This window comes from Ruegeria sp. BC7, from assembly GCF_056539165.1.
This window is the reverse complement of sequence record NZ_JBQFUL010000002.1, coordinates 682,374-702,568: the sequence shown is the minus strand read 5'-3', so window position 1 is coordinate 702,568 and position 20,195 is coordinate 682,374. Positions and strand designations below refer to the sequence as shown.

Below are 20,195 nucleotides of genomic sequence, written 5' to 3'. Positions count from 1 at the left end.
AATCACCCTGACAGGTTCACGGCAGCAGCACTGGGGTTCGATCACCGCTGGCGTAGCGCCGCAGAACGGCCGGATATAGTTTGTGTTCCCAAACCAGAACACGCGTGGCCAATGCTTCGGGTGTCTCGTCTGGTTCAATATTCAAACGGGCCTGCCCCAAGATCGGGCCGTCATCCAACGCGGCCGTGACCTCATGTACCGAGCAGCCATGTTCCGCATCGCCAGCGTCGATCGCGCGAGCGTGCGTATTCAGACCCTTGTATTTAGGCAACAGTGACGGGTGGATATTCAGCATCCGCCCCTGAAAACGCGACACGAAATCCGCGGTCAGAACCCGCATGAAGCCAGCAAGACAGACGATATCCGGCTGGGCTTGTTCCAACGGCTTCATCAACTCGGCCTCGAACGCGGCGCGGTCACCCTTGAACGGTCGGTGATCAACCGCAGCCGTGGCAATGCCGCGATCGGCGGCCTTCACCAAGCCGCCCGCCTGGGGATCATTTGACAACACCAGACAGGGCCGCGCGGGGTGATCGCCGGTCATGCTATCAACCAGCGACACCATATTGGAGCCGCCCCCCGAGATTAAGATGGCGACGCGCTTGTGGCTCACAGCAGTTTGCCCGAGTAAGACACGCCCGGCACGTCTGTGACGGTGCCGATCCGGGCAACTGTCTCTCCTGCCTCGGCCAACAAGGTGGTCAGCTCATCTGCGCGTGCGGCGTCACAGACGACAATCATGCCGATGCCGCAGTTGAAGGTCTTGAGCATTTCTGCCTCGGCTATGCCGCCAACATCAGCCATCCAACGGAAAACCGGCGGCAAGTCCCATGCGTTCAAGTCAATCTGCGCGCCAAGCTCATCATGCAGCACACGCGGGAGGTTTTCAGTCAGGCCACCACCGGTGATATGCGCCAGCGCATGAACGCCCCCTGCCCGGATCGCTTGCAGCGCCTGTTTGACATAGAGACGCGTGGGCGTCAGCAGCGCCTCGCCCAGCGACCCCTCGCTGAACGGCGACGCAGCGTCCCAGCCCAGCCCGGACATCTCGACCAGTTTGCGCACCAGAGAATAACCGTTGGAATGCACTCCGTTCGAGGCCAGCCCCAACAGCACATCGCCCTGCTGAACTCCGGCGGGCAAATGGGCGCCGCGCTCCATCGCGCCGACAGAGAAACCGGCCAGATCAAAATCACCATCGGGATACATACCCGGCATTTCGGCAGTTTCGCCACCGATCAGGGCGCAACCGGACTGAACGCAGCCCTCGGCAATGCCTTCGATGATCCGTGCGGCAGTGTCCGTGTCCAACTTGCCCGTTGCGAAATAGTCCAGAAAGAAAAGAGGCTCGGCCCCCTGACAGATCAGGTCGTTGACACACATGGCCACCAGATCAATGCCGACACCATCCACGACGCCGGTATCGATCGCGATGCGCAGTTTGGTACCCACGCCGTCTGTTGCACCAACCAGAATCGGATCCTGATACCCGGCGTCCTTGAGGTCGAACAAAGCGCCAAACCCGCCAAGGCCGCTCATCACGCCCGAGCGGTTCGTCCGCTTGGCTGCTGGCTTGATCCGGTCGACCAGAGCATTCCCTGCATCAATATCAACACCCGCATCAGCATAGGTGATTCCGTTCTTGCCCGCTGTCATGGCCAACCCCTTATGAATGGTTCTCGGGCGGGTTAGTCGATTGTTGGGAATGTTGCAACGGTCAGGCTTGACGCGGACGTTCACCGTGATACCCAAGGCGCGTAGGCGGGCCTGTAGCTCAATTGGTTAGAGCAGAGCGCTCATAACGCTTTGGTTGGGGGTTCGAGTCCCTCCGGGCCTACCAAAATTCTGCTTTAGCGCCAGCTAACGAACTGGCACACGGAGTAGAAATAGTCACACGGATCAAACCATCCGAGGACAATAACACTGGATACGGCAGCTACTATTGCCAATATCAACCAATTCAATGACCTCACCTCACTAGTAACTTGGACACACATCAGTGTTTCCGGGTTTCAAGCGAAACAATTCAGGTCGACACAAATCGACATACGGAAACAAAGGTGAGGGCCAGCCGAATCAATGGCCTAACTATGCCCCAAACACCCGCTATTCGTTCCCTAACCCTATCATAGCACACTCAAGCATCTGGAAAGGCATCACTTTCGATTCTAGGTGAAATTTCTTCCGAGCGTGTCTTTTTGCGAACCAAAAAGGCTACCGTCCGATTATTATATCAGCACTCAGCCCACCCAAGCGTTCGCTTTTGCCCAGCCGCAGCACGCCGCCATGCGCGCGGGCGATATCAGAGACGATCGCCAGACCAAGCCCAACGCCGCTACCCTGATTCTGGTTGCGTGCGGGATCCAACCGGGAAAACGGCTTCACCGCCTCAGAGCGCTGTTCAGGCGCGATGCCGGGCCCGTCATCTTCGACCCGTATTCGCACCGCCTTGGGCGTTACCGACAGGCTCACTTCAGCGCGGTCACCGTAGCGAACAGCGTTACCAATCAGGTTCTCAACCGCGCGACGGATTGCGGTGGGACGTAACAACGCGGTGCCTTCGCCTTCCACTGAAACCAAGCTGGCCTCCAGCCCTGCGCGGCGAGCATCCTCGACAATCTGCCGCAGCAATTCCTCGGGCTGAACTGTCTCAGGCGGGCCTTCAGCAGCGCCGCGCGAGAAATCCAGGAATGCGTCCAGCAACAATTGCATCTCATCCACATCTTGCTGCAGAGGTGCTGCCTCATCTTCGGGCAGCATGGACAGCCCGAGCTTCAGCCGCGTCAGCGGTGTCCGTAGATCATGGCTGACCCCCGACAACATCAGCGTGCGTTGCTCCATCTGCCTTTCGATACCAGCGCGCATGTCCAAAAAGGCGCTTCCTGCTGCGCGCACTTCTATTGCGCCTCCGGGGGAATACGGCACGACCCTGCCCCGACCGAACGCCTGGGCCGCGTCTGCCAATCGTGTGATCGGGCGAAGCTGGTTGCGCATATACAAAAATGAAATCGAGGTCATGACGACGGCAAAAAACAACATTGTCACGATCAACTGATGCGGAGCGGTGGGCGACAGACGCCGACGGTCCAAGGTCAGCTCAAGCAGACCAACTTGAGTTTCGAGGTACAATCGCGCCTCGTCCCCGATGGGCAGTGCAACGGCGACAAGATCCTGCAACATTTCGTGCAGATCGGATTCAACCTGCGGAGCGATAAAGTCGTACCAACGACGGATACCCAAGTCTGGCTCTTCGTTAATGTCCAGAAAACGGGCCTTCATATCCAGTGCAGCTATGTCCTGACGAATTGCGGCTATGGCCTGTTGCTGAGTTTCGGCATCCTCTGTCGCCCCCACAACCAGCAGAACCTCTCGCGCGGCTGCACTGGTCATTTGCCCTGTCACGTCCTCGAGGTGCTTTTGCAGGAAGGCAACGCCTACAACCAGCAACAGCACGACCACTGGCAGAACCAGGATCAGAACCGCGCGGGCATACAGGCTGCGCGGCATATAAGATTTGAGCCACCGGCTGGACATGCGCTAAACCTAACGGGCTGATCGGACAAGAGAAAGAGTTCAAAATGCAGGCACCCGATGATTTCAACCCGACTCCCGGTCAGCCTATCGAGCTTCGGACCGATCTTCGACTTATCCTAGCGCCGAATCCCTCGCCAATGACCTATCGCGGAACGAATACCTATCTACTCGGAGAAAAGGACTGCGCTGTCATCGACCCCGGCCCTCTGAACGAGGTCCACCTACACGCGATTCTGAATGCACTGCGCCCAGATCAGCGGATCAGCCATATCATCGTGACACACACACATCTGGATCATTCCCCCTTGGCCGCACCGTTGGCCGAAAGAACGGACGCGCCGATTCTCGCATTTGGCGGCCCCGAGGCTGGCCGCAGCCCCGTCATGAAGAAGCTGGCGCAACAAGGTCTTGCAGGCGGTGGCGAAGGCATCGACAAGGATTTCCGTCCCGACATCGAACTTTCTGATGGAGAACTGATCGAAGGTGACGGCTGGAATCTTGAGGTCATCCATACACCCGGCCATCTGGGAAACCACATAGCCTTGGGATGGAAGGATGTCTGTTTTACAGCCGATCACGTTATGGGATGGGCCAGCTCATTGGTTTCACCACCGGACGGAGATCTGACGGACTTCATGCACGCATGCTACAAACTGCGACAGCGAAACTGGTCCATTTTTCACGCAGGTCACGGCGCGCCAATCCCGAATCCTGCTGACCGGTTGGACTGGCTGATCAATCACCGGCTTGCGCGCGAAGCACAGATTCTTGAGGCACTGGCAGACAAGCCCGGCACCGCTCGGGATTTGGCAGAGAGTATCTACACCGAAACGCCTGCGGCTTTGTTACCTGCGGCCGAAAGGAACGTTTTTGCGCATCTTGTCGATTTGTACGGTAAATCAATGGCTTCCCCCATCGACCAGCTATCGGCCAGCGCGCAGTTCAAGAGGCTGAAATGATCTGGCAATTTTTTTTCAACCCAGTGACATTCTGCTCTGGACGTCAAAATTTGTGATTGTTATACGGCCATCAGTTCCGGCGTAGCTCAGCGGTAGAGCAGTTGACTGTTAATCAATTGGTCGTAGGTTCGATCCCTACCGCCGGAGCCAAATCACCCCTCAAAAATGATAGTGTGTTTTGGCAAAAAGCCTGACCTGAGAAGTGTCGAACCCTGTCTAAAAAAACTTCCATCAGCCCTCTGGACGGCGCAGATGCAGGTTGCTATACGGCGCAAACCGTTCCGGCGTAGCTCAGCGGTAGAGCAGTTGACTGTTAATCAATTGGTCGTAGGTTCGATCCCTACCGCCGGAGCCAATTTCACACATCCTTTGCAGTGTCTCGCCGTTAATTCTAATCAAGGGCGAGCTGCGTGCGCAGCTATCATCAGGCTGGCTGTCGCTTATGCAGTAATCAGGTTGGCTAATAAGAACTCGCCACTGGGAACGCGATCACAATCCTTAGTTGGAACTACTTGTGTAGGTCGCCTAGCTTGCATCAAGGTTTGTCGATTGAAGACCAAGCCCATTGAATCGATGCGGCTAAGGTTGCTGGCAACTTTTTTGTTGTGCCGGGCATTTCAACTGCGGAATGGGCGGCTCAGAAATCGAAGGGACCAAGTATCATTTGGTCACGTGTTCAATCTCAAACCGCCCAAGCGCTTTGCATTTTGGGCACCAGTTTAACCTGCCAGTTCATCCGAAAAGTCGGCGCGCAAGTTGCGTTTCAGAACTTTGCCCGTGGCGTTCAACGGCAGAGCGTCCACAAAGACCACTTTGTCCGGCACCTGCCATTTGGCGATTTTGCCATCAAAGAAGGACAAAAGCTCCTCCTCTGTGGGATTTTGGCCTTCTGCTTTTACCGCAACCAGCAAGGGGCGCTCATCCCATTTGGGGTGTGGAACGCCAATCACGGCTGCGGTAGCTAGTTTGGGATGGGCTACGGCGATGTTTTCTAGTTCGACCGAACTGATCCACTCACCCCCTGATTTGATGATGTCTTTGGATCGGTCGCGAATGGTCATGTATCCGTCGGGGTCCAAAGTCGCCACGTCTCCGGTGGCGAACCAGCCGTCCTGTAGCAAATCCTGATCCTGCATCTGGAAATAGCTATCCAAAACCCAATGACCGCGCACCATCAGATCACCCTGAGTTTCTCCGTCGCGGGGCAGCTCATTGCCGTCGTCATCCACGATTTTCATCTCAACGCCATAGCAGGGGCGCCCCTGACTTTCACGCAACTTGTGTTGCTCTGCCGCTGGCAACTTATCGTGCTTGGCCAAAGGCTGGTTCGCGGTGCCAAGGGGGCTCATCTCGCTCATGCCCCAAGCGTGAACCGTATCGACATCATACGTCTCGCGGAACGTTTCGATCATGGATGGCGGGCAGGCCGCGCCTCCTATGACCGTGCGCTGCAGGCTGGCCAGTTTGCTGCCGGACTTATCGGCATAGGCCAACAGCCCTTGCCAGATCGTTGGAACCCCCATTGCCAGCGTGACGCCATAAGTGTCTATTAGCTTGACCAGCGCTTCGCCGTGCAAATCCGGCCCCGGCAATACCATGCGTGAACCGGACATCGCGCAGGCATAGGGCGAACCCCATGCGTTTACATGGAACATGGGAACAACGGGCATAACCACGTCCATCGCGGAATACCCGATTACATCACGCGTGTTCGAGCCGAAGCTGTGCAAAACTGTCGAGCGATGAGAATACAGCACGCCCTTTGGATTGCCCGTTGTGCCCGACGTATAGCAAAGACTGGATGCGGTGTTTTCGTCAAAACTGGGCCACTCAAACCCTTCGTCGCCGGTTTCGATCAGCTCATCGTAAAACTGAACACCGGGAATTTGCGAGATCGCGTCATCGTTCCTTGGCCCCATCAGAACGAAATGCTGCACTTCGGTCAGATGCTCTTTGATCGCCGCGACCAGAGGAATAAAGGTCGCGTCAAAGAACAGAACCCGGTCTTTCGCATGGTTCATGATGTAGGTGAGTTGCTCGGGGAACAGTCTTGGGTTGATCGTGTGACACACAAAGCCCGCACCGGAGGTTCCATAATAAATTTCCAGATGCCGCCGATTGTTCCACGCCAGTGTCCCGATACGCGCTTGCGGCTCAAGACCCAGTTTGGTCAAGGCTGACGCCAGCTTTCGCGCATTTACGGCTATTTGAGACCAGCTACTTTCAGTCACCGTCCCGTCAGTTTCGACCGATATGATCTCGGTCTGACCGTGATAGCAGTCTGCGTGCTCAATCAGCGACGAGATCAGCAATGGCTGCGTCATCATTTGTCCTAGCATGGACATCCTCCCTATGTGTGGGCCGCTTCTGTGTGGCGGCTCCTTGTTCTTGCTCTGCCGCGTTCAGCAGCAAAGCACGCGTTCCAGTTGGACCCTGCCAATCATTTAATTGTCTGACAATACGAGAATGTAGTGTGCCATCATACCGGATCCCAATTTTTTGTTATCAACCCCGATGACGCATGGCGTAGGCCACCAATGCGGCGGTTGAACCATCCTTTTCCGCGGCACTTTCCTGCCCATCTACGATCGGCCCAAGAGACGTGGCCAGTTCCTTGCCCAGCTCAACGCCCCACTGGTCGAAGGAATTGATCCCCAGCAACACGCCCTCAACGAATACACGGTGTTCATAAAGCGCGATGATCTGACCCAAAACAAACGGAGAGAGCTTGGGATAGATCAGTGTGGTGGATGGGCGATTGCCGGGAAAGACACGATGGCGGGCCTGACGTTCAAGCTCGGAACCCTGTAGTCCTTTTGCGGCCATCCGTTGCCGCGCTTCCTCCAGAGATCGTCCTCGCATCAACGCTTCGGACTGAGCGAGGCAGTTCGCAAACAATAGCCGATGATGGTGCGAAAGCTCAGGCTCGTGCCCCTCGGCGGCAACCATGAACTCACACGGGATCACGTCGGTGCCTTGATGGATCAACTGATAAAAGGCGTGCTGCCCGTTGGTTCCGGGCTCGCCCCACACGACAGGCCCGGACGGAACGGTTAACGCGGCCCCATCCATAGCCACGGATTTGCCGTTCGATTCCATTTCGAGCTGCTGAAAATATGCAGGCAACCGTAACAACCGCTGATCATAGGGTAATACCGCGCGGCTGGCGTGGCCAAGCACTTGCCGATGCCAGACACCGACAAGCGCCAGCAGCACCGGCATGTTTTCACCCCAGTCAGCCGCGCGGAAATGCACATCCATCGCCTGACCGCCGCGCAGAAAGGCGTCAAAAGCGTTCGATCCCACGGCAATCATCACGGGCAAACCAACCGGGCCCCAGACCGAGTATCGGCCTCCGACCCAGTCCGCAAAGCCGAATACCCTGTCTTCGGGAATGCCGAACGTCTTGGTTTTGTCCAACGCGCTGGATACCGCCGCGAATTGGGCCGCCGGATCGCCCCCGCCATCGGTCATCCATGCCCGAGCCGTGCGTGCGTTGGTCATGGTCTCAATGGTCGTGAAGGTTTTTGAGGCGACAATGACCAGCGTCCGCGTCGGATCCAGTTGTCGCAACGTGTCCGCGATATGCGCGCCGTCCACGTTCGACACGTAATGCAACCGTGGCCCATCGTGATACGGGGACAAAGCATGAGTGGCCATGACCGGACCCAGATCAGACCCACCGATTCCGATATTCACCACATCCGTAAAGCTGCCCCCTGCCCCGGCGATGGCACCGCCGCGCACCTCCTCCGCAAAAACCCGCATGCGTTGAAGCGTGTCCAATACGTCAGGCATGACATCCAGACCATCAACCTCGACCGAGCCACCGTCCAGATTACGAAGGGCCGTATGCAGCACCGCGCGACCTTCGGTTTCGTTGATCTTCTCTCCGGTGAACATCGCCTCGCGACGGTCGGCCAGCCCTGCCTCGTCGCACAGTTGGATCAGGGCATCACGGATCGTCCCATCTATCTGAGTTTTCGAGTAGTCAAACAGCAAATCCCCGGTCGAGGCTGAAAAACTCTGCGCCCTGTCTGGCGACTGCTCGAACAAATCCAAAATTGCGCGATCCTGCGCGCCGTTTGCCAGTGCTTTGAGGTTGCTCAGTTTCATAGCTGTCACTCCGCCCAGTGTACCGTCATGCCGCTTAGTACCGCTGCGATCGGTGCCTCATCCGGGTGCAACGTGAGTGCGCGGTTCAGAGCTTCGCGCTTTGCGGCCCCGAAAATCACCAGATGTTTGGACAACGCCCCATCCAAAATCGGCGCCGTCAGGGTGATACGCGCCTCCGGCTGGACTTCGGTCCGGGCGATTGCCAGCGGCGGGGCGTGGCTATCAAGGGCTGCCTCCAAACCCTGCATTCCGGGAAACAACGATGCGGTGTGCATGTCTTCCCCCATCCCAAGAACAAGAACAGACAAGGGAAGGACCGGAGTGATCAGGCTTTCGATTTCCGGCAGCACCGCCTCGGGGTCTTTGCCGTCCAGATATAGCGGAACGTATTGCGCCGCAGATGCACGATTTGTCAGCAGACGCTCACGGATCAGTTTTTCGTTGGATCGGTCACTGCTGCCGGGCACGCAGCGTTCATCCGTAGGAAGAACGCGCACCCTGTCCCATTCCAGATCAGCGGCGCACAACCCGTCAAAAATCGGCCCCGGAGTAGTGCCGCCCGGAACCGCCAACGAAACCATATCATGATGCAGCAACGCGGCGTCCAACTCTCCGGCCAATACGTTTGCGACGTCGATGGCCAGCATGTCCCTGTCGGCGTATTCCTGAATTTTCATGGGTTTATTCCTTGCCAGCGGCGACCATCTCGTTTCATCAGCAGCTCGGCGTCGCCCGGTCCTGTGCTGCCACTTTCGTAAGGTTTCGGAACGTCTCCGCGCGCGCGCCACCCCGCAATGATCGGATCAGTCCACGCCCATGCAGCTTCGACCTCATCCCCGCGCATGAACAAGGTCTGGTTGCCGCGGATGACATCCATCACCAGCCGTTCGTAAGCATCCGGCGGATCCTGATTTTCCGGCCCCAATGCCTCGGCAAAGCTCATATCCAAGGGCACATCGACCAGACGCATCCCCCCTTGCCCCGGTTCCTTGATCGTCACTTTGAGCGTGATACCTTCGTTCGGCTGAAGGCGGATCGATAGTACGTTAGCATGGCGACCGTCCTGTTCGCCAAAGATGGAATGTGGCGCGTCCTTGAACATCACGTTAATCACCGACGATCGGGCCACCAACCGCTTGCCCGTGCGCAAGTAAAACGGAGTTCCCGCCCATCGCCAGTTGCTGACATGCGCCCTCAGCGCCACGTAACTTTCCGTGGTGGAACGTGGATTGCCAACGATCTCACGATAGCCTGGCCCACCTCCCTCAAACTGGCCGCGCACGATGTGATGCGGCTCGACCGGGTCCAAGGCGCGGATGACCTTCAACTTTTCGTCCCGCACGGCGTCTGGATCGAATTTGGCCGGCGGCTCCATCGCGATCAGGCACAAAAGCTGCATCAGGTGGTTCTGCATCATGTCGCGCATCGCACCAGCGCGTTCATAATACCCCTCCCGACCGTCGATCCCCACGGATTCAGCCACAGTGATCTGAATATGATCCACGTACTGGCTGTTCCAGAGAGGCTCGAACAACATATTACCGAACCGTACAGCCATCAGGTTCTGAACAGTCTCTTTGCCCAGATAGTGGTCGATCCGGTAGATTTGTTTTTCGCTGAAATGCACGGCCAAGGTTGCGTTCAGCGCGCGTGCGCTCTCCAGATCATGGCCAAAAGGTTTTTCGACAACTATCCGCGTCTGAGGGGTCGCAAGGTCATGAGATTTGATCCGCTCGGCCAAAGGGCCGAACAATCCCGGCCCTACCGAGAAATAAAACGCACGCACGCGATCAGGCTTCAACTTGCCGGATAGCTGATCCCACCCGTCGTCAGCAGCACCGTCAAGCGCCACATATTCAACGCGTTCCAAGAAAGCGCTCAGCGCGACCGAGTCCAAACAATGCGCAGGGGCATGGGTCGCCAGCGATTCGGCAACCAGATCACGAAAGTCGGCACTGTCATGTTTCGTCCTGGCGGCGCCGATGATTTGCACCCCATCGGCCCACTGGCCAGCGCAAAACCGACGAAACAGAGCCGGAAGGATCTTGCGCTGCGCCAGATCACCGGTTCCGCCAAAAATGACCAGATCGAATGGGTCAACGGGTATGACACGAGAAACCATGCGTTTTCCTTACCTTGCCCCAAAGGTCATGTCCAATGTTAGCGCAATCACTACTGCAAATTTCCGCAACATCAAATCTCTGTCAGGTTGTGCGCACCCCACTTAACGAACCGCAACCAAAAAGCTAAGTCAGTGTAAGGACTTCAAGGAACCGGAAACCGGAATGAAAGACGACGCCCCAAGCAGCGCCAATATCGGCAAGTTTCAGAACAAATTGGTGACAGCAGACGGACAGGCCCGCGCGTCCGTGGCACTGAAAAACCCCGAAACCCTTTGGTTCAACACGGGCACCTTGTGCAATATCGAATGCCTCAATTGTTACATAGCCAGCAGCCCGACAAACGACGCTCTGGTCTACATTACCGCGGATGAGGTGCGCGACTTCCTGGATCAGATCGAGGAACGGAATTGGCCTGTGCGCGAAATCGGGTTCACGGGCGGCGAACCGTTCATGAACCCCGAAATGATCGAGATGGCACGCGCCGCGCTTGAACGGGGTTATGAAGTGTTAATCTTGACCAATGCCATGCAACCTATGCTGCGCCGAAAAATGCGCGACGGGCTGCTGGGCTTGCGTCAAGACTTTGGCGACAAGCTGTCATTGCGAATTTCTGTAGATCACTATCGGGCTGAACTGCATGACAAAGAGCGCGGCGAAGGCACCTTTGACAAGACCGTGGCTGGAATGGAGTGGCTGCGGGACAATGGTTTCAAGATGGCCGTAGCCGGACGAACGGTTTGGGACGAAACCGACTCACAAAGTCGCGCGGGATATGCGGCCTTTTTTAAGGCACAGGGGTTTGACATAGACGCGCAGAATCCGGCGCAGACCGTCCTTTTCCCCGAGATGGACGAAACTGCCGAAGTTCCTGAAATTACAACAGCTTGCTGGGGAATTTTGGACAAGTCTCCTGAGGCGGTAATGTGCTCAAATGCGCGGATGGTGGTAAAGCGCAAAGGCGCAGAAAAACCTGCGGTGCTTGCCTGCACGCTTCTCGCCTACGAGCCAGAGTTTGAGATGGGCCATACGTTGGCCGAGGCCGAGGCCGACGTCCATCTGAACCACCCGCACTGCGCAAAATTCTGTGTTTTGGGTGGGGCAAGCTGCTCTGGCTGATCAGTTCAGTTCAGGAGATTTCCAGTATTTGGTTCCTGAGGCACCAGCGGACACACGCCACCCTTTCTTGCTGAGCACAAAAAAGGACCGACCATCAGTAAAGCGCAACGTTTCGTCAGTGCGTTCATCCCCGTACATTGCGGCCGATTCAGCGGTCGCGTCATAGCCTTGAGCGATGAACTTGTCCAAATCCGCCTGTGTTTCAAACAGGATAACAAATTTGGTCTCGAACCCGCCTATTCCGATCGCCGCCCCGACGCCGCCAGTACCCATGTTCATATAGACGTGCTGGCCAGTTTCCTTGGACACTGCAACACCGCGCCCGTACCCAGCCGACACAGGGAAAACTGTCACCTTCCGCGAATCAAAAACTGCATATCCCGCGCTGACATCGTACAGCGCCTCCGCCTCTGGATTCTCGGCCAATAATTGCGCCAAGACATCGCTTGCCATGACATCCAGCTTGGCGCGTGTTTCTTCCGGGGTTGCTTCGTTTGACAGCAAATCGGCAGTAGAGTCGATCGTATCGTCAACCGCGCCGACACCTTTTTCAACCGTACTCCCGACACTCTCAGCGCCACGACCGATGGCATCCGCAGTGTTTTCCGCGCCCTTTTTGATTTTATCCAACACCCCCTGAGCGTCAGCGGACTGGCAGAGAAGCGTCGCTGCGACGGCAAGAAACAAACCACGGTGCATAAAGCGATTCCATATGTGACCAACAAGTTGTCCGTCACTTTAACCGATGTTGGCGCAATGAAAACGCCGTTCAATTCACCCGAAATTCACCCACCACATTTCGCCATTCGCCAGGCGCGATCATCTTGCGATGTGTGAACCGGACCGAGTGCAGCGGTCCCTCAATCTCTCGCTGCCAGAAATCTATGAAATCGAACAGTTTCGGATGATCGGGCGCAAGATCATAATCCTGCCAAATAAAGGTATTCAGAACGTGGATGTAGTCGGGCATGTGATAGAAAAATTCCGCCGTCGTCAGCCCGTATCCCTTGAGCATTAATTCGGTTTCGCTTTGCTCCATGCAGACCTCCAATTTCTTGCAAGGTCTCTTTAGCGTAGCACAGAAATCACCAAATACTTGGATAACAATATGTTACCCCAGTGTTACCGTGGTTTTTTGCTCGAAATGCTCAGCTTGCTTGCACCTTATGTGCCGGGTCTGATAAGATGCACACACAAGATATAGACCCAAGCCAAAGATCGGGCAGTTTACGTGAGCGATACGCCAGAAACCCCAGAAAACATGGATGAAACCCCGCCCGAGCGTCCCGTTTATGACGGCCCGACGGTGTCCATCGAATCCGAGATGCGCACGTCCTATCTGGACTATGCCATGTCGGTCATCGTGTCCCGCGCGATCCCTGATCTGCGCGATGGCTTGAAACCGGTTCACCGGCGCATTCTCTACGCCATGCACGAAACCGGGAACACGCACGATAAAGCCTATCGCAAATCGGCGCGTCCGGTGGGCGATGTGATGGGTAAGTACCACCCACACGGCGACAGCGCGATTTATGACGCGCTGGTGCGGATGGCGCAGGATTTCTCGATGTCGCTGCCGCTGCTGGATGGTCAGGGCAACTTTGGCTCGATGGACGGCGATAACCCGGCGGCCATGCGCTATACCGAAGTGAGAATGGACAAGCCTGCCGCGTCCCTTCTGGCCGATATCGAAAAAGAGACGGTCGATTTTCAGGACAACTATGACGGCAAGGATAAAGAGCCGACCGTCCTGCCCGCGCGTTTCCCGAACATGCTGGTCAATGGCGCCGGTGGTATCGCCGTGGGCATGGCGACGAACATCCCGCCGCACAACCTTGGCGAAGTCGTCGATGCGACTCTGGCCCTGATCGACGATCCCGACCTGACATCCGAGCAACTGATTGAATACGTCCCCGGCCCCGATTTCCCGACCGGTGGTGTGATGCTGGGTCGATCCGGCGCGCGCAAGGCATATCTGGAAGGTCGTGGCAGCGTCATCATCCGCGCCAAGACGCGGACCGAAGAAATCCGCAGGGACCGTTATGCCATCGTCGTGGATGAGATTCCCTATCAGGTGAACAAGGCCGCGATGATCGAAAAGATCGCCGAAGCTGTGCGTGAGAAACGCATCGAAGGCGTGGCCCACGTGCAGGACGAATCCGACCGCAACGGCGTGCGGGTCGTCGTGGAGCTGAAACGCGATGCGACGCCCGAGGTGGTCTTGAATCAGCTCTATCGCTTCTCGCCTATGCAAACCTCGTTCGGCTGCAACATGCTGGCCCTAAACGGTGGCCGGCCCGAGCAATTGACCCTGCGCCGGTTCCTGACCTCGTTCATCGACTTCCGTGAAGACGTTGTCGCCCGCCGCACCGCATACGATCTGCGCAAAGCGCGCGAACGCAGCCACATCCTGTGTGGTCTGGCCGTGGCCGTATCGAACGTGGACGAAGTGGTCGCGACCATTCGGTCCTCGGCAGACGCGGCCGAAGCCCGCGAAAAGCTGATGACCCGCCGCTGGCCTGCGGCTGAGATTGAGGGCTATCTGCGCCTGATCGACGATCCTCTGTCCAAGATGAACGACGACGGCACCTATAACCTGACCGAAGTTCAGGCCCGTGCGATCCTTGAACTGCGCCTGCAGCGCCTAACCCAACTGGGCGTCAAAGAGGTCACGGACGAGCTGGAGCAACTGGCCGCCAAGATCAAGGAATACCTCGACATTCTGTCCTCGCGCGAACGCATCATGTCGATCATCGGCGATGAGCTGCGCGAAGTTCGCGATCAGTTCGCCGTACCCCGTCGCACCGAGATCGTCGACTGGTCTGGCGACATGGAAGACGAAGACCTGATCGAGCGTGAAGACATGGTCGTGACCGTCACCTCCGGCGGATACATCAAGCGTACCCCTCTGGCCGATTTCCGCGCGCAAAAGCGTGGCGGCAAGGGCTTGTCGGGGATGCAGACCAAGGAAGAAGACGTCGTCACCAACCTCTTTGTGGCGAACACGCATACGCAACTGCTGTTCTTCACCACCGAAGGGATGGTCTACAAGCTCAAGACCTGGCGTCTGCCGCAGTCCAGCCGAACCGGTAAGGGCAAGGCCATCGTCAACATCCTGCCGATCCCCACGGGCGTCTCTATTGCCGCGATTATGCCCGTCGATGTGCCGGATGAGGAATGGGAAAACCTGCAAATCGTCTTCGCCACCAGTGCGGGCGACGTGCGGCGGAACCGTTTGTCAGATTTCACCAATGTGCGCCGCAACGGTAAGATTGCGATGAAACTGCCCGAGGGTGTTGAGCTGGTAAACGCCCGTATTTGTTCCGAGGACGAAGACGTGATGCTGGTCACCAATTCGGGCCGTGCGATCCGCTTCCGCACCACCGATGTCCGCGTCTTTAACTCGCGCGAGTCGACCGGTGTGCGTGGCATCAGGCTGACCAACGGCGACCGAGTTGTCTCGATGTCCGTCATCCGCCATTTCGAGGCCGGTCCGGACGAGCGCGCCGCCTACCTCAAGATGCGCCGCCTGATGGCTGGCGTCACGGATGAGACCGAAGCGGATGAGGACGAAGGTAACGCAGACAGTGTGCTGCCCCAGGAACGCTATGCCGAGATGTCGGCGGCCGAAAACCTGATCCTGACCATTACCACTGGCGGTGCGGGTAAGCTGAGTTCCAGCCACGACTACCCGGTGCGGGGGCGTGGCGGTATGGGCGTCGCAGCCATGGACAAGGCCATGCGCGGCGGCGAACTGGTGGCCTCGTTCCCGGTTGAGATCGACGACCAGATCATGCTGGCGACGTCCAAAGGCCAGTCGATCCGTGTTCCGGTTGACGGCATCTCATTCCGATCACGCAGCGCGGGCGGGGTGAAAGTCTTTAACACCGGTAAGGGCGAAGAGGTTGTGAGCGTCGCCTGGATTGCCGATCAAGGCGACGAAGACGCGGCAGAATAGCCTTCTGACACTCAAGTCCCCCGCAGCACAAGTTGCGGGGGATTTTTTTGGCTCACCGTTGGCCGCACCATACTCCCTTTACCACGCAACTGGCTCTCACTTTTTTCAGGTAGACGGAACGCCTATACAACCCTTTGAACGTCAAACAGATAGAAGTCAAAATGATTACTTTCCCAAGTTTTTTCCGATCTTTGTTCCACGCTTTGATGCTGTTCACGGCCGCCCCAACATTCGCGGCGGAACTGTTTGTTATGCCCGGCAGCAGTGCAATGTTCTCGTAGGAATACGCCCAATTTGCACCTGACCGAACTCTTGACGAGAAATACGAGCAATGTGACCTGCTTCTGACCGGAGGTATCGTTCGCGGTGACCTTCAGCGCTTTCATCAGCTTTATGACTACTGGGACGATGACGAAGGCGGTTCGTATACAACGTTCATAGAAGACGCCACGCTTTGCCTTTCAAGCCCCGGCGGGGATCTGTACGAAGCCCTCCGAATTGCGAGTTTCTTCCGCTATATCGACGCCGATTTGCATACAACCGTTCTTAGCGGAGACCTGTGTGCGTCTGCCTGTTCTATCCTGTTTCTTGCCGGTGCTGATTTCTTTGAAGGCGAAAGCTATTCGACTTTCGCCACCCGTGCGATTCAACCCGGTGCACAGCTTGGAGTTCACGCCCCCCGCATCGAACTGGGCGGAGAAGGCCCATACTCCAAGCATGACGTCGAAAGCGCGTATTCTTCAGCGATCATTAGTTCGGCAAAGATTTTTGAGTTTTCTCAAGAGCTTGACGTCGAGGGGCGGGCCTATATGAACCCGTACCTGTATCAGCGAACACTCAGCACTCCTCCGCAAGACATGTACTATATCGACACTGTGGGCGATGCGATACTTGGCGATGTCCCGGTGTCAGGCGTCAAACTGCACGCCACGTTGAACGAGACCCTGATCGACACCATTTGCGACAATGCATTCATGCTGGATGACGGTCTGTTTGATTGGGCCTTTGGTCCGACCTGGAAACGCCATCCGCTTGCATCGGCCAAAGAGATCGCTTGGGACTTCTACGACATGCTTGACGATGTTGAGACACAGGAATGGGACCCCGATCCGGACTACCGCACAAACACGAAGGTCGAACAGGTAAACCACACCGCCTATGGCTTCAAACGCGGCTATCAGGTGAGCGGACCATACTACGCCCAGGATTGCCTGGTTCGTATCGACACGTCCAGCAATGTTGGCGATGATGTTTATCTGGCCAACCACGAAGACATCTGGTCCGCCAATTTCGACAGCCCCAAAATTCAGATTATGGTTGCCGAGCAATTCCCTCATGGTTTTGCAGACAGCGACGAAGACTACGTCGCACGCCCTTCTACGTATTGGGAAGCCGAGGCCACATCAGACGAATCGCAAATCCGGGAATACTCGGCTTTGATGGCCTTTCCCTTTGAGATGCCATTGGCGGAATTGCCGCGCCAAGCCCCCAAGCCGGAACAACCACCTGAACGATCACTTCACGACTTTGACTGTGACGAATTGTGGTATGCCAGAAACTACCTGTTTCACATCAACGGGTATTGCTTTGGCTCCGACCGCGGCAAGAGCGTTTTCAGCAACGACGAATGCTTTACCAAGTCACCGGAACTGGACGATGTGGAACAGACTCTCATGAAGGTCATAAAAGCCCGCGAAAATGAGCTTTCCTGCAACTGATCCTCTAGCTAAGACAGCGGACTGCAGCCTAAGAAGGCTGCGGTCACAGCCCGTAAAGACCGCCGAACTTGCTTTCGAGATAGTCCAGCAGTGGATCTGCGCTGGGCTCTATCCCGCTTGCCCTGCGAATGACTTCGCGCGGGGCGAACAACCCTCCGTGACGCTGTACGGTATCCCTCAGCCACCCAGTCGCCCCGCTTGTGTCGCCCTGCGCAAGCTGCTTGTCCAGGCTGGGGACAGACGTTTGCAGCGCTTGATACAGACATCCTGCATAGACGTTGCCCAAAGAATAGGTCGGGAAATACCCAAACAGCCCAACTGACCAGTGCACGTCCTGCAAACATCCGTTGGAAGGCTTATCGACCGCGTACCCGAAATCAGCTTTGAAACGGTCGTTCCACGCAGCTTCAAGGTCTTCGACCTGCAGATCACCTGACATCAGGGTGCGCTCAAGATCGAACCGCAGCATGATATGCAGGTTGTACTGCACCTCATCCGCTTCGGTCCTGATATAGCCGTTATGCACACCGTTCACGGTGGCATAAAATGTGTCCTCGTCCGCGATCCCGAAGTCGCCAAAGGCTTCTGTCATCTGACGGAATAGCCACCCGGTAAAGGCACGCGAACGCCCTATCTGGTTCTCGTAGATCCGGCTTTGGCTTTCATGAACACCCATCGAAGCACCGCTTCCCAACGGGGTCAGCGCATAGGCTTGGTTGATGCCCTGTTCATAGGCCGCGTGACCGACCTCGTGAATTGTCGAATAGAAACAGTTGAACGGGTCCGTCTCACTGGTACGGGTGGTGATCCGAACGTCCAGCCCACTGCCCGAGCTGAATGGGTGAACGGCCTTGTCCACTCGACCTGTGTTCAGGTCATAGCCGAAGGTGGTGGCCAATTTCTGAGACAGCCGCATTTGCGTAAGCTCATCAAACGTGCCCCTCAGCGTCTGAGCCGCAGGTTTGTCCAGCACCGCCGAACGCAGAGCTACCAGTCTTGGGCGCATCTGATCGAAAATCTCCGCGATCTGCGCTCCAGTCGTGTAAGGCTCGTAGTCCTCGACCATCGCGTCGTAAACATCGCCACCCTGCGCCAGCGCCTCGCCTTCTTCGCGCTTTAGGGCGACGACCTCATTCAGCACGGGCAGAAAGGCTGCCACATCCTCGTCCGCACGCGCCTGCGCCCATGTGCCCTGCGCGGCCGAGGTAACGCGAGCGATGGCTTTGGCCAGATCAGCAGGCACCTTGATCGTGCGCTCATAAGATCGGCGGATTTCGCGCAGCTGCGCCTTGCCGACCTCATCCTGCGGATCGGCTTGCTCTAGCCAATCGGCCACGCGCGGGTCCGAGCGGCGGGCATGTAGAACAGCCTCAATCGCGGCCATTTCCTCGGCCCGTTGCGGGGCGGCCCCGCGCGGCATCACCGTTTCCTGATCCCATCCAAGCCGCCCGGCAATCTGCCCCAGCGCCGAGGTTTCGCGTTGAAAGGCCATCAGGTCGTCAAAAGCGGTCATGTCACGCTCCGCGGATCGAGGTTGCGATTGGATAGGCGGTCAGGAACCGCGCGCGCAGGATCAGAGTCCAGACGACAACGGCCATGAACTGATGGAAAATCGCGATCTGCCACGGAGCGGCATAGACCACGGTCGCGATCCCGATCACCACTTGTAGCAACAGTGCGGCGAAGGCTGCGTTAAAGGCGAAACGGGTTTGCGGATGCGCACTGGTACCGCCGCGCCGCCAGACAATGACGCCAAAGATCAGCAACAAATAGCCCGCGCAGCGATGGATGAACTGCACCAGACCGGGGCTTTCAAAAAAGTTGCGCCACATCGGTTCAAGCATCGTGGCATCAGGCGGCAAAATCTGCCCGCCGATCAACGGCCAGTCGGTAAAGGACCGCCCTGCGTCGATCCCGGCCACCAGAGCGCCGAACAGAATTTGCAGGAAAGCAAAGTGCATCAGGCCGGTCGAGAGAGAGAACAGCTTCGCCTCTTTCGCGCGTCGGGCCTGCATCAGGTCGCGTTCCTCGCGGCCCAGCTCGAAAATGTACCAGGCCAGAAAGCCAAGGATCACAAAAGCTAGGCCCAGGTGCACCGCAAGGCGATAGCTGGCGACGGCGGTCATCCCCTCGCCCTGCGTCACGCCCGAGGCGACCATCCACCAGCCAACGGCCCCTTGCACGCCGCCCAGTACGCCGGGGATCAGCAGCTTAACGGTCCAACCGGTCGGAATTTTCCGCGCCACAAGGAAACCAAAGAACCCGATCGCCCAGACCAGACCGATCACGCGCCCCAGTTGGCGGTGGCCCCATTCCCACCAATAGATGAATTTGAAGTCATCCAACTCCATCCATTGATTCTGAATGCGCCACTGGTCGATCTGTTGGTATTTGTCGAACTCGGATTGCCAGTCGGCCTCGGTCATCGGTGGGATGGCCCCAGTAATGGGCCGCCATTCGGTGATCGACAAGCCGCTATCGGTCAGGCGCGTCAGCCCACCCACGGCGATCATGATCACGACCAGCGCAAACAGCACCATCAGCCACGCCCGGATCGCCTTGCGCGCACCACCGCGGCCGCGGTCGATCATACCGGGCTGAACCGCTTCTTGTTTCTCGTCGCCCGAGACCTCTTGGAAGATGCTGCGCTTACCGCTCATGCTGTCCTCAT

15 protein-coding genes and 3 tRNA genes are annotated in these 20,195 nt (G+C 57.1%); 7 read left to right on the top strand and 11 right to left on the bottom strand.

Annotation, left to right across the window (positions count from 1 at the left end):
* Positions 1 to 16: 16 nt before the first annotated feature.
* Both purN and purM read right to left on the bottom strand, forming a co-directional pair.
* Complete coding sequence (purN, locus tag ACR0KS_RS08465) at positions 17 to 613, bottom strand: phosphoribosylglycinamide formyltransferase (protein ID WP_170566933.1); 597 nt, start codon at positions 611 to 613, stop codon at positions 17 to 19.
* On the bottom strand, positions 610 to 1,656 hold the full coding sequence (purM, locus tag ACR0KS_RS08460) for a phosphoribosylformylglycinamidine cyclo-ligase (protein ID WP_170566935.1): 1,047 nt from the start codon (positions 1,654 to 1,656) through the stop codon (positions 610 to 612). Before purM ends, purN begins: the two co-directional genes overlap by 4 nt.
* A 107-nt stretch (positions 1,657 to 1,763) precedes the next feature.
* On the opposite strand from purM, the gene ACR0KS_RS08455 reads away from it, so the two are divergent.
* Positions 1,764 to 1,840: transfer RNA gene (locus ACR0KS_RS08455), tRNA-Ile, on the top strand.
* 374 nt (positions 1,841 to 2,214) lie between these two features.
* Here the strand turns inward: ACR0KS_RS08455 and ACR0KS_RS08450 are convergent.
* The gene (locus tag ACR0KS_RS08450; protein ID WP_170566937.1) at positions 2,215 to 3,534 is read right to left on the bottom strand and encodes an ATP-binding protein; all 1,320 of its coding nucleotides are present in this window, start codon (positions 3,532 to 3,534) and stop codon (positions 2,215 to 2,217) included.
* Positions 3,535 to 3,578: 44 nt separating this feature from the next.
* Between ACR0KS_RS08450 and ACR0KS_RS08445 the strand changes: the two genes are divergently transcribed.
* The 3 genes from ACR0KS_RS08445 to ACR0KS_RS08435 all read left to right on the top strand — a co-directional run bounded on the left by ACR0KS_RS08445 (position 3,579) and on the right by ACR0KS_RS08435 (position 4,848).
* Complete coding sequence (locus ACR0KS_RS08445) at positions 3,579 to 4,493, top strand: MBL fold metallo-hydrolase (protein ID WP_170566939.1); 915 nt, start codon at positions 3,579 to 3,581, stop codon at positions 4,491 to 4,493.
* 75 nt (positions 4,494 to 4,568) lie between these two features.
* Positions 4,569 to 4,643 (top strand) — tRNA-Asn (locus ACR0KS_RS08440).
* A 130-nt stretch (positions 4,644 to 4,773) separates the two neighbouring features.
* Positions 4,774 to 4,848: transfer RNA gene (locus ACR0KS_RS08435), tRNA-Asn, on the top strand.
* A gap of 364 nt (positions 4,849 to 5,212) precedes the next feature.
* Here ACR0KS_RS08435 and ACR0KS_RS08430 read toward each other — a convergent pair.
* The 4 genes from ACR0KS_RS08430 to zwf all read right to left on the bottom strand — a co-directional run bounded on the left by ACR0KS_RS08430 (position 5,213) and on the right by zwf (position 10,731).
* On the bottom strand, positions 5,213 to 6,832 hold the full coding sequence (locus ACR0KS_RS08430) for a long-chain-fatty-acid--CoA ligase (RefSeq protein WP_170566941.1): 1,620 nt from the start codon (positions 6,830 to 6,832) through the stop codon (positions 5,213 to 5,215).
* Between the two features lie 166 nt (positions 6,833 to 6,998).
* A complete protein-coding gene (gene pgi, locus ACR0KS_RS08425) occupies positions 6,999 to 8,609 on the bottom strand; it encodes a glucose-6-phosphate isomerase (RefSeq protein ID WP_170566943.1) in 1,611 nt (536 codons plus the stop codon).
* Between the two features lie 5 nt (positions 8,610 to 8,614).
* The gene (gene pgl, locus ACR0KS_RS08420; RefSeq protein ID WP_170566945.1) at positions 8,615 to 9,286 is read right to left on the bottom strand and encodes a 6-phosphogluconolactonase; all 672 of its coding nucleotides are present in this window, start codon (positions 9,284 to 9,286) and stop codon (positions 8,615 to 8,617) included.
* Positions 9,283 to 10,731 carry a glucose-6-phosphate dehydrogenase gene (gene zwf, locus ACR0KS_RS08415; RefSeq protein WP_170566947.1) on the bottom strand — a complete coding sequence of 483 codons (1,449 nt, stop codon included), beginning with the start codon at positions 10,729 to 10,731 and terminating at the stop codon, positions 9,283 to 9,285. Before zwf ends, pgl begins: the two co-directional genes overlap by 4 nt.
* Positions 10,732 to 10,894: 163 nt before the next feature.
* On the opposite strand from zwf, the gene ACR0KS_RS08410 reads away from it, so the two are divergent.
* The gene (locus ACR0KS_RS08410; protein ID WP_170566949.1) at positions 10,895 to 11,848 is read left to right on the top strand and encodes a radical SAM family protein; all 954 of its coding nucleotides are present in this window, start codon (positions 10,895 to 10,897) and stop codon (positions 11,846 to 11,848) included.
* On the opposite strand, the gene ACR0KS_RS08405 is transcribed toward ACR0KS_RS08410, so the two are convergent.
* Together ACR0KS_RS08405 and ACR0KS_RS08400 are read right to left on the bottom strand one after the other, a co-directional pair.
* A complete protein-coding gene (locus ACR0KS_RS08405; RefSeq protein ID WP_170566950.1) occupies positions 11,849 to 12,547 on the bottom strand; it encodes a hypothetical protein in 699 nt (232 codons plus the stop codon).
* A gap of 70 nt (positions 12,548 to 12,617) precedes the next feature.
* The gene (locus ACR0KS_RS08400; RefSeq protein WP_170481731.1) at positions 12,618 to 12,887 is read right to left on the bottom strand and encodes an usg protein; all 270 of its coding nucleotides are present in this window, start codon (positions 12,885 to 12,887) and stop codon (positions 12,618 to 12,620) included.
* Between the two features lie 192 nt (positions 12,888 to 13,079).
* Here ACR0KS_RS08400 and gyrA point away from each other — a divergent pair, with 192 nt between their 5' ends.
* On the top strand, positions 13,080 to 15,806 hold the full coding sequence (gene gyrA, locus ACR0KS_RS08395; RefSeq protein WP_170566952.1) for a DNA gyrase subunit A: 2,727 nt from the start codon (positions 13,080 to 13,082) through the stop codon (positions 15,804 to 15,806).
* A 530-nt stretch (positions 15,807 to 16,336) separates the two neighbouring features.
* Entirely contained in the window at positions 16,337 to 17,524 is a 1,188-nt protein-coding gene (locus ACR0KS_RS08390) for a YARHG domain-containing protein (protein ID WP_170566954.1), read from the top strand.
* Between the two features lie 43 nt (positions 17,525 to 17,567).
* Here the strand turns inward: ACR0KS_RS08390 and ACR0KS_RS08385 are convergent, their stop codons facing one another.
* Positions 17,568 to 19,037: a carboxypeptidase M32 gene (locus tag ACR0KS_RS08385; protein ID WP_170566956.1), complete on the bottom strand. Its 1,470-nt coding sequence runs from the start codon at positions 19,035 to 19,037 to the stop codon at positions 17,568 to 17,570.
* Between the two features lies 1 nt (position 19,038).
* Positions 19,039 to 20,184 (bottom strand): heme A synthase, encoded by a 1,146-nt coding sequence (gene ctaA, locus ACR0KS_RS08380; protein ID WP_170566958.1) that lies wholly within the window; start codon positions 20,182 to 20,184, stop codon positions 19,039 to 19,041.
* Between the last annotated feature and the right edge of the window lie 11 nt (positions 20,185 to 20,195).

Excerpts from the sequence above, each read along its gene's own strand:
- purM (WP_170566935.1), bottom strand. The coding sequence starts at position 1,656 with ATGACAGCGGGCAAGAACGGAATCACCTATGCTGATGCGGGTGTTGAT.
- ACR0KS_RS08445 (WP_170566939.1), top strand. The coding sequence starts at position 3,579 with ATGCAGGCACCCGATGATTTCAACCCGACTCCCGGTCAGCCTATCGAG.
- pgi (WP_170566943.1), bottom strand. The coding sequence starts at position 8,609 with ATGAAACTGAGCAACCTCAAAGCACTGGCAAACGGCGCGCAGGATCGC.
- ACR0KS_RS08385 (WP_170566956.1), bottom strand. The coding sequence starts at position 19,037 with ATGACCGCTTTTGACGACCTGATGGCCTTTCAACGCGAAACCTCGGCG.
- ACR0KS_RS08405 (WP_170566950.1), bottom strand. The coding sequence starts at position 12,547 with ATGCACCGTGGTTTGTTTCTTGCCGTCGCAGCGACGCTTCTCTGCCAG.
- ACR0KS_RS08430 (WP_170566941.1), bottom strand. The coding sequence starts at position 6,832 with ATGCTAGGACAAATGATGACGCAGCCATTGCTGATCTCGTCGCTGATT.
- ACR0KS_RS08400 (WP_170481731.1), bottom strand. The coding sequence starts at position 12,887 with ATGGAGCAAAGCGAAACCGAATTAATGCTCAAGGGATACGGGCTGACG.
- zwf (WP_170566947.1), bottom strand. The coding sequence starts at position 10,731 with ATGGTTTCTCGTGTCATACCCGTTGACCCATTCGATCTGGTCATTTTT.
- ACR0KS_RS08450 (WP_170566937.1), bottom strand. The coding sequence starts at position 3,534 with ATGTCCAGCCGGTGGCTCAAATCTTATATGCCGCGCAGCCTGTATGCC.
- pgl (WP_170566945.1), bottom strand. The coding sequence starts at position 9,286 with ATGAAAATTCAGGAATACGCCGACAGGGACATGCTGGCCATCGACGTC.
- ctaA (WP_170566958.1), bottom strand. The coding sequence starts at position 20,184 with ATGAGCGGTAAGCGCAGCATCTTCCAAGAGGTCTCGGGCGACGAGAAA.
- ACR0KS_RS08410 (WP_170566949.1), top strand. The coding sequence starts at position 10,895 with ATGAAAGACGACGCCCCAAGCAGCGCCAATATCGGCAAGTTTCAGAAC.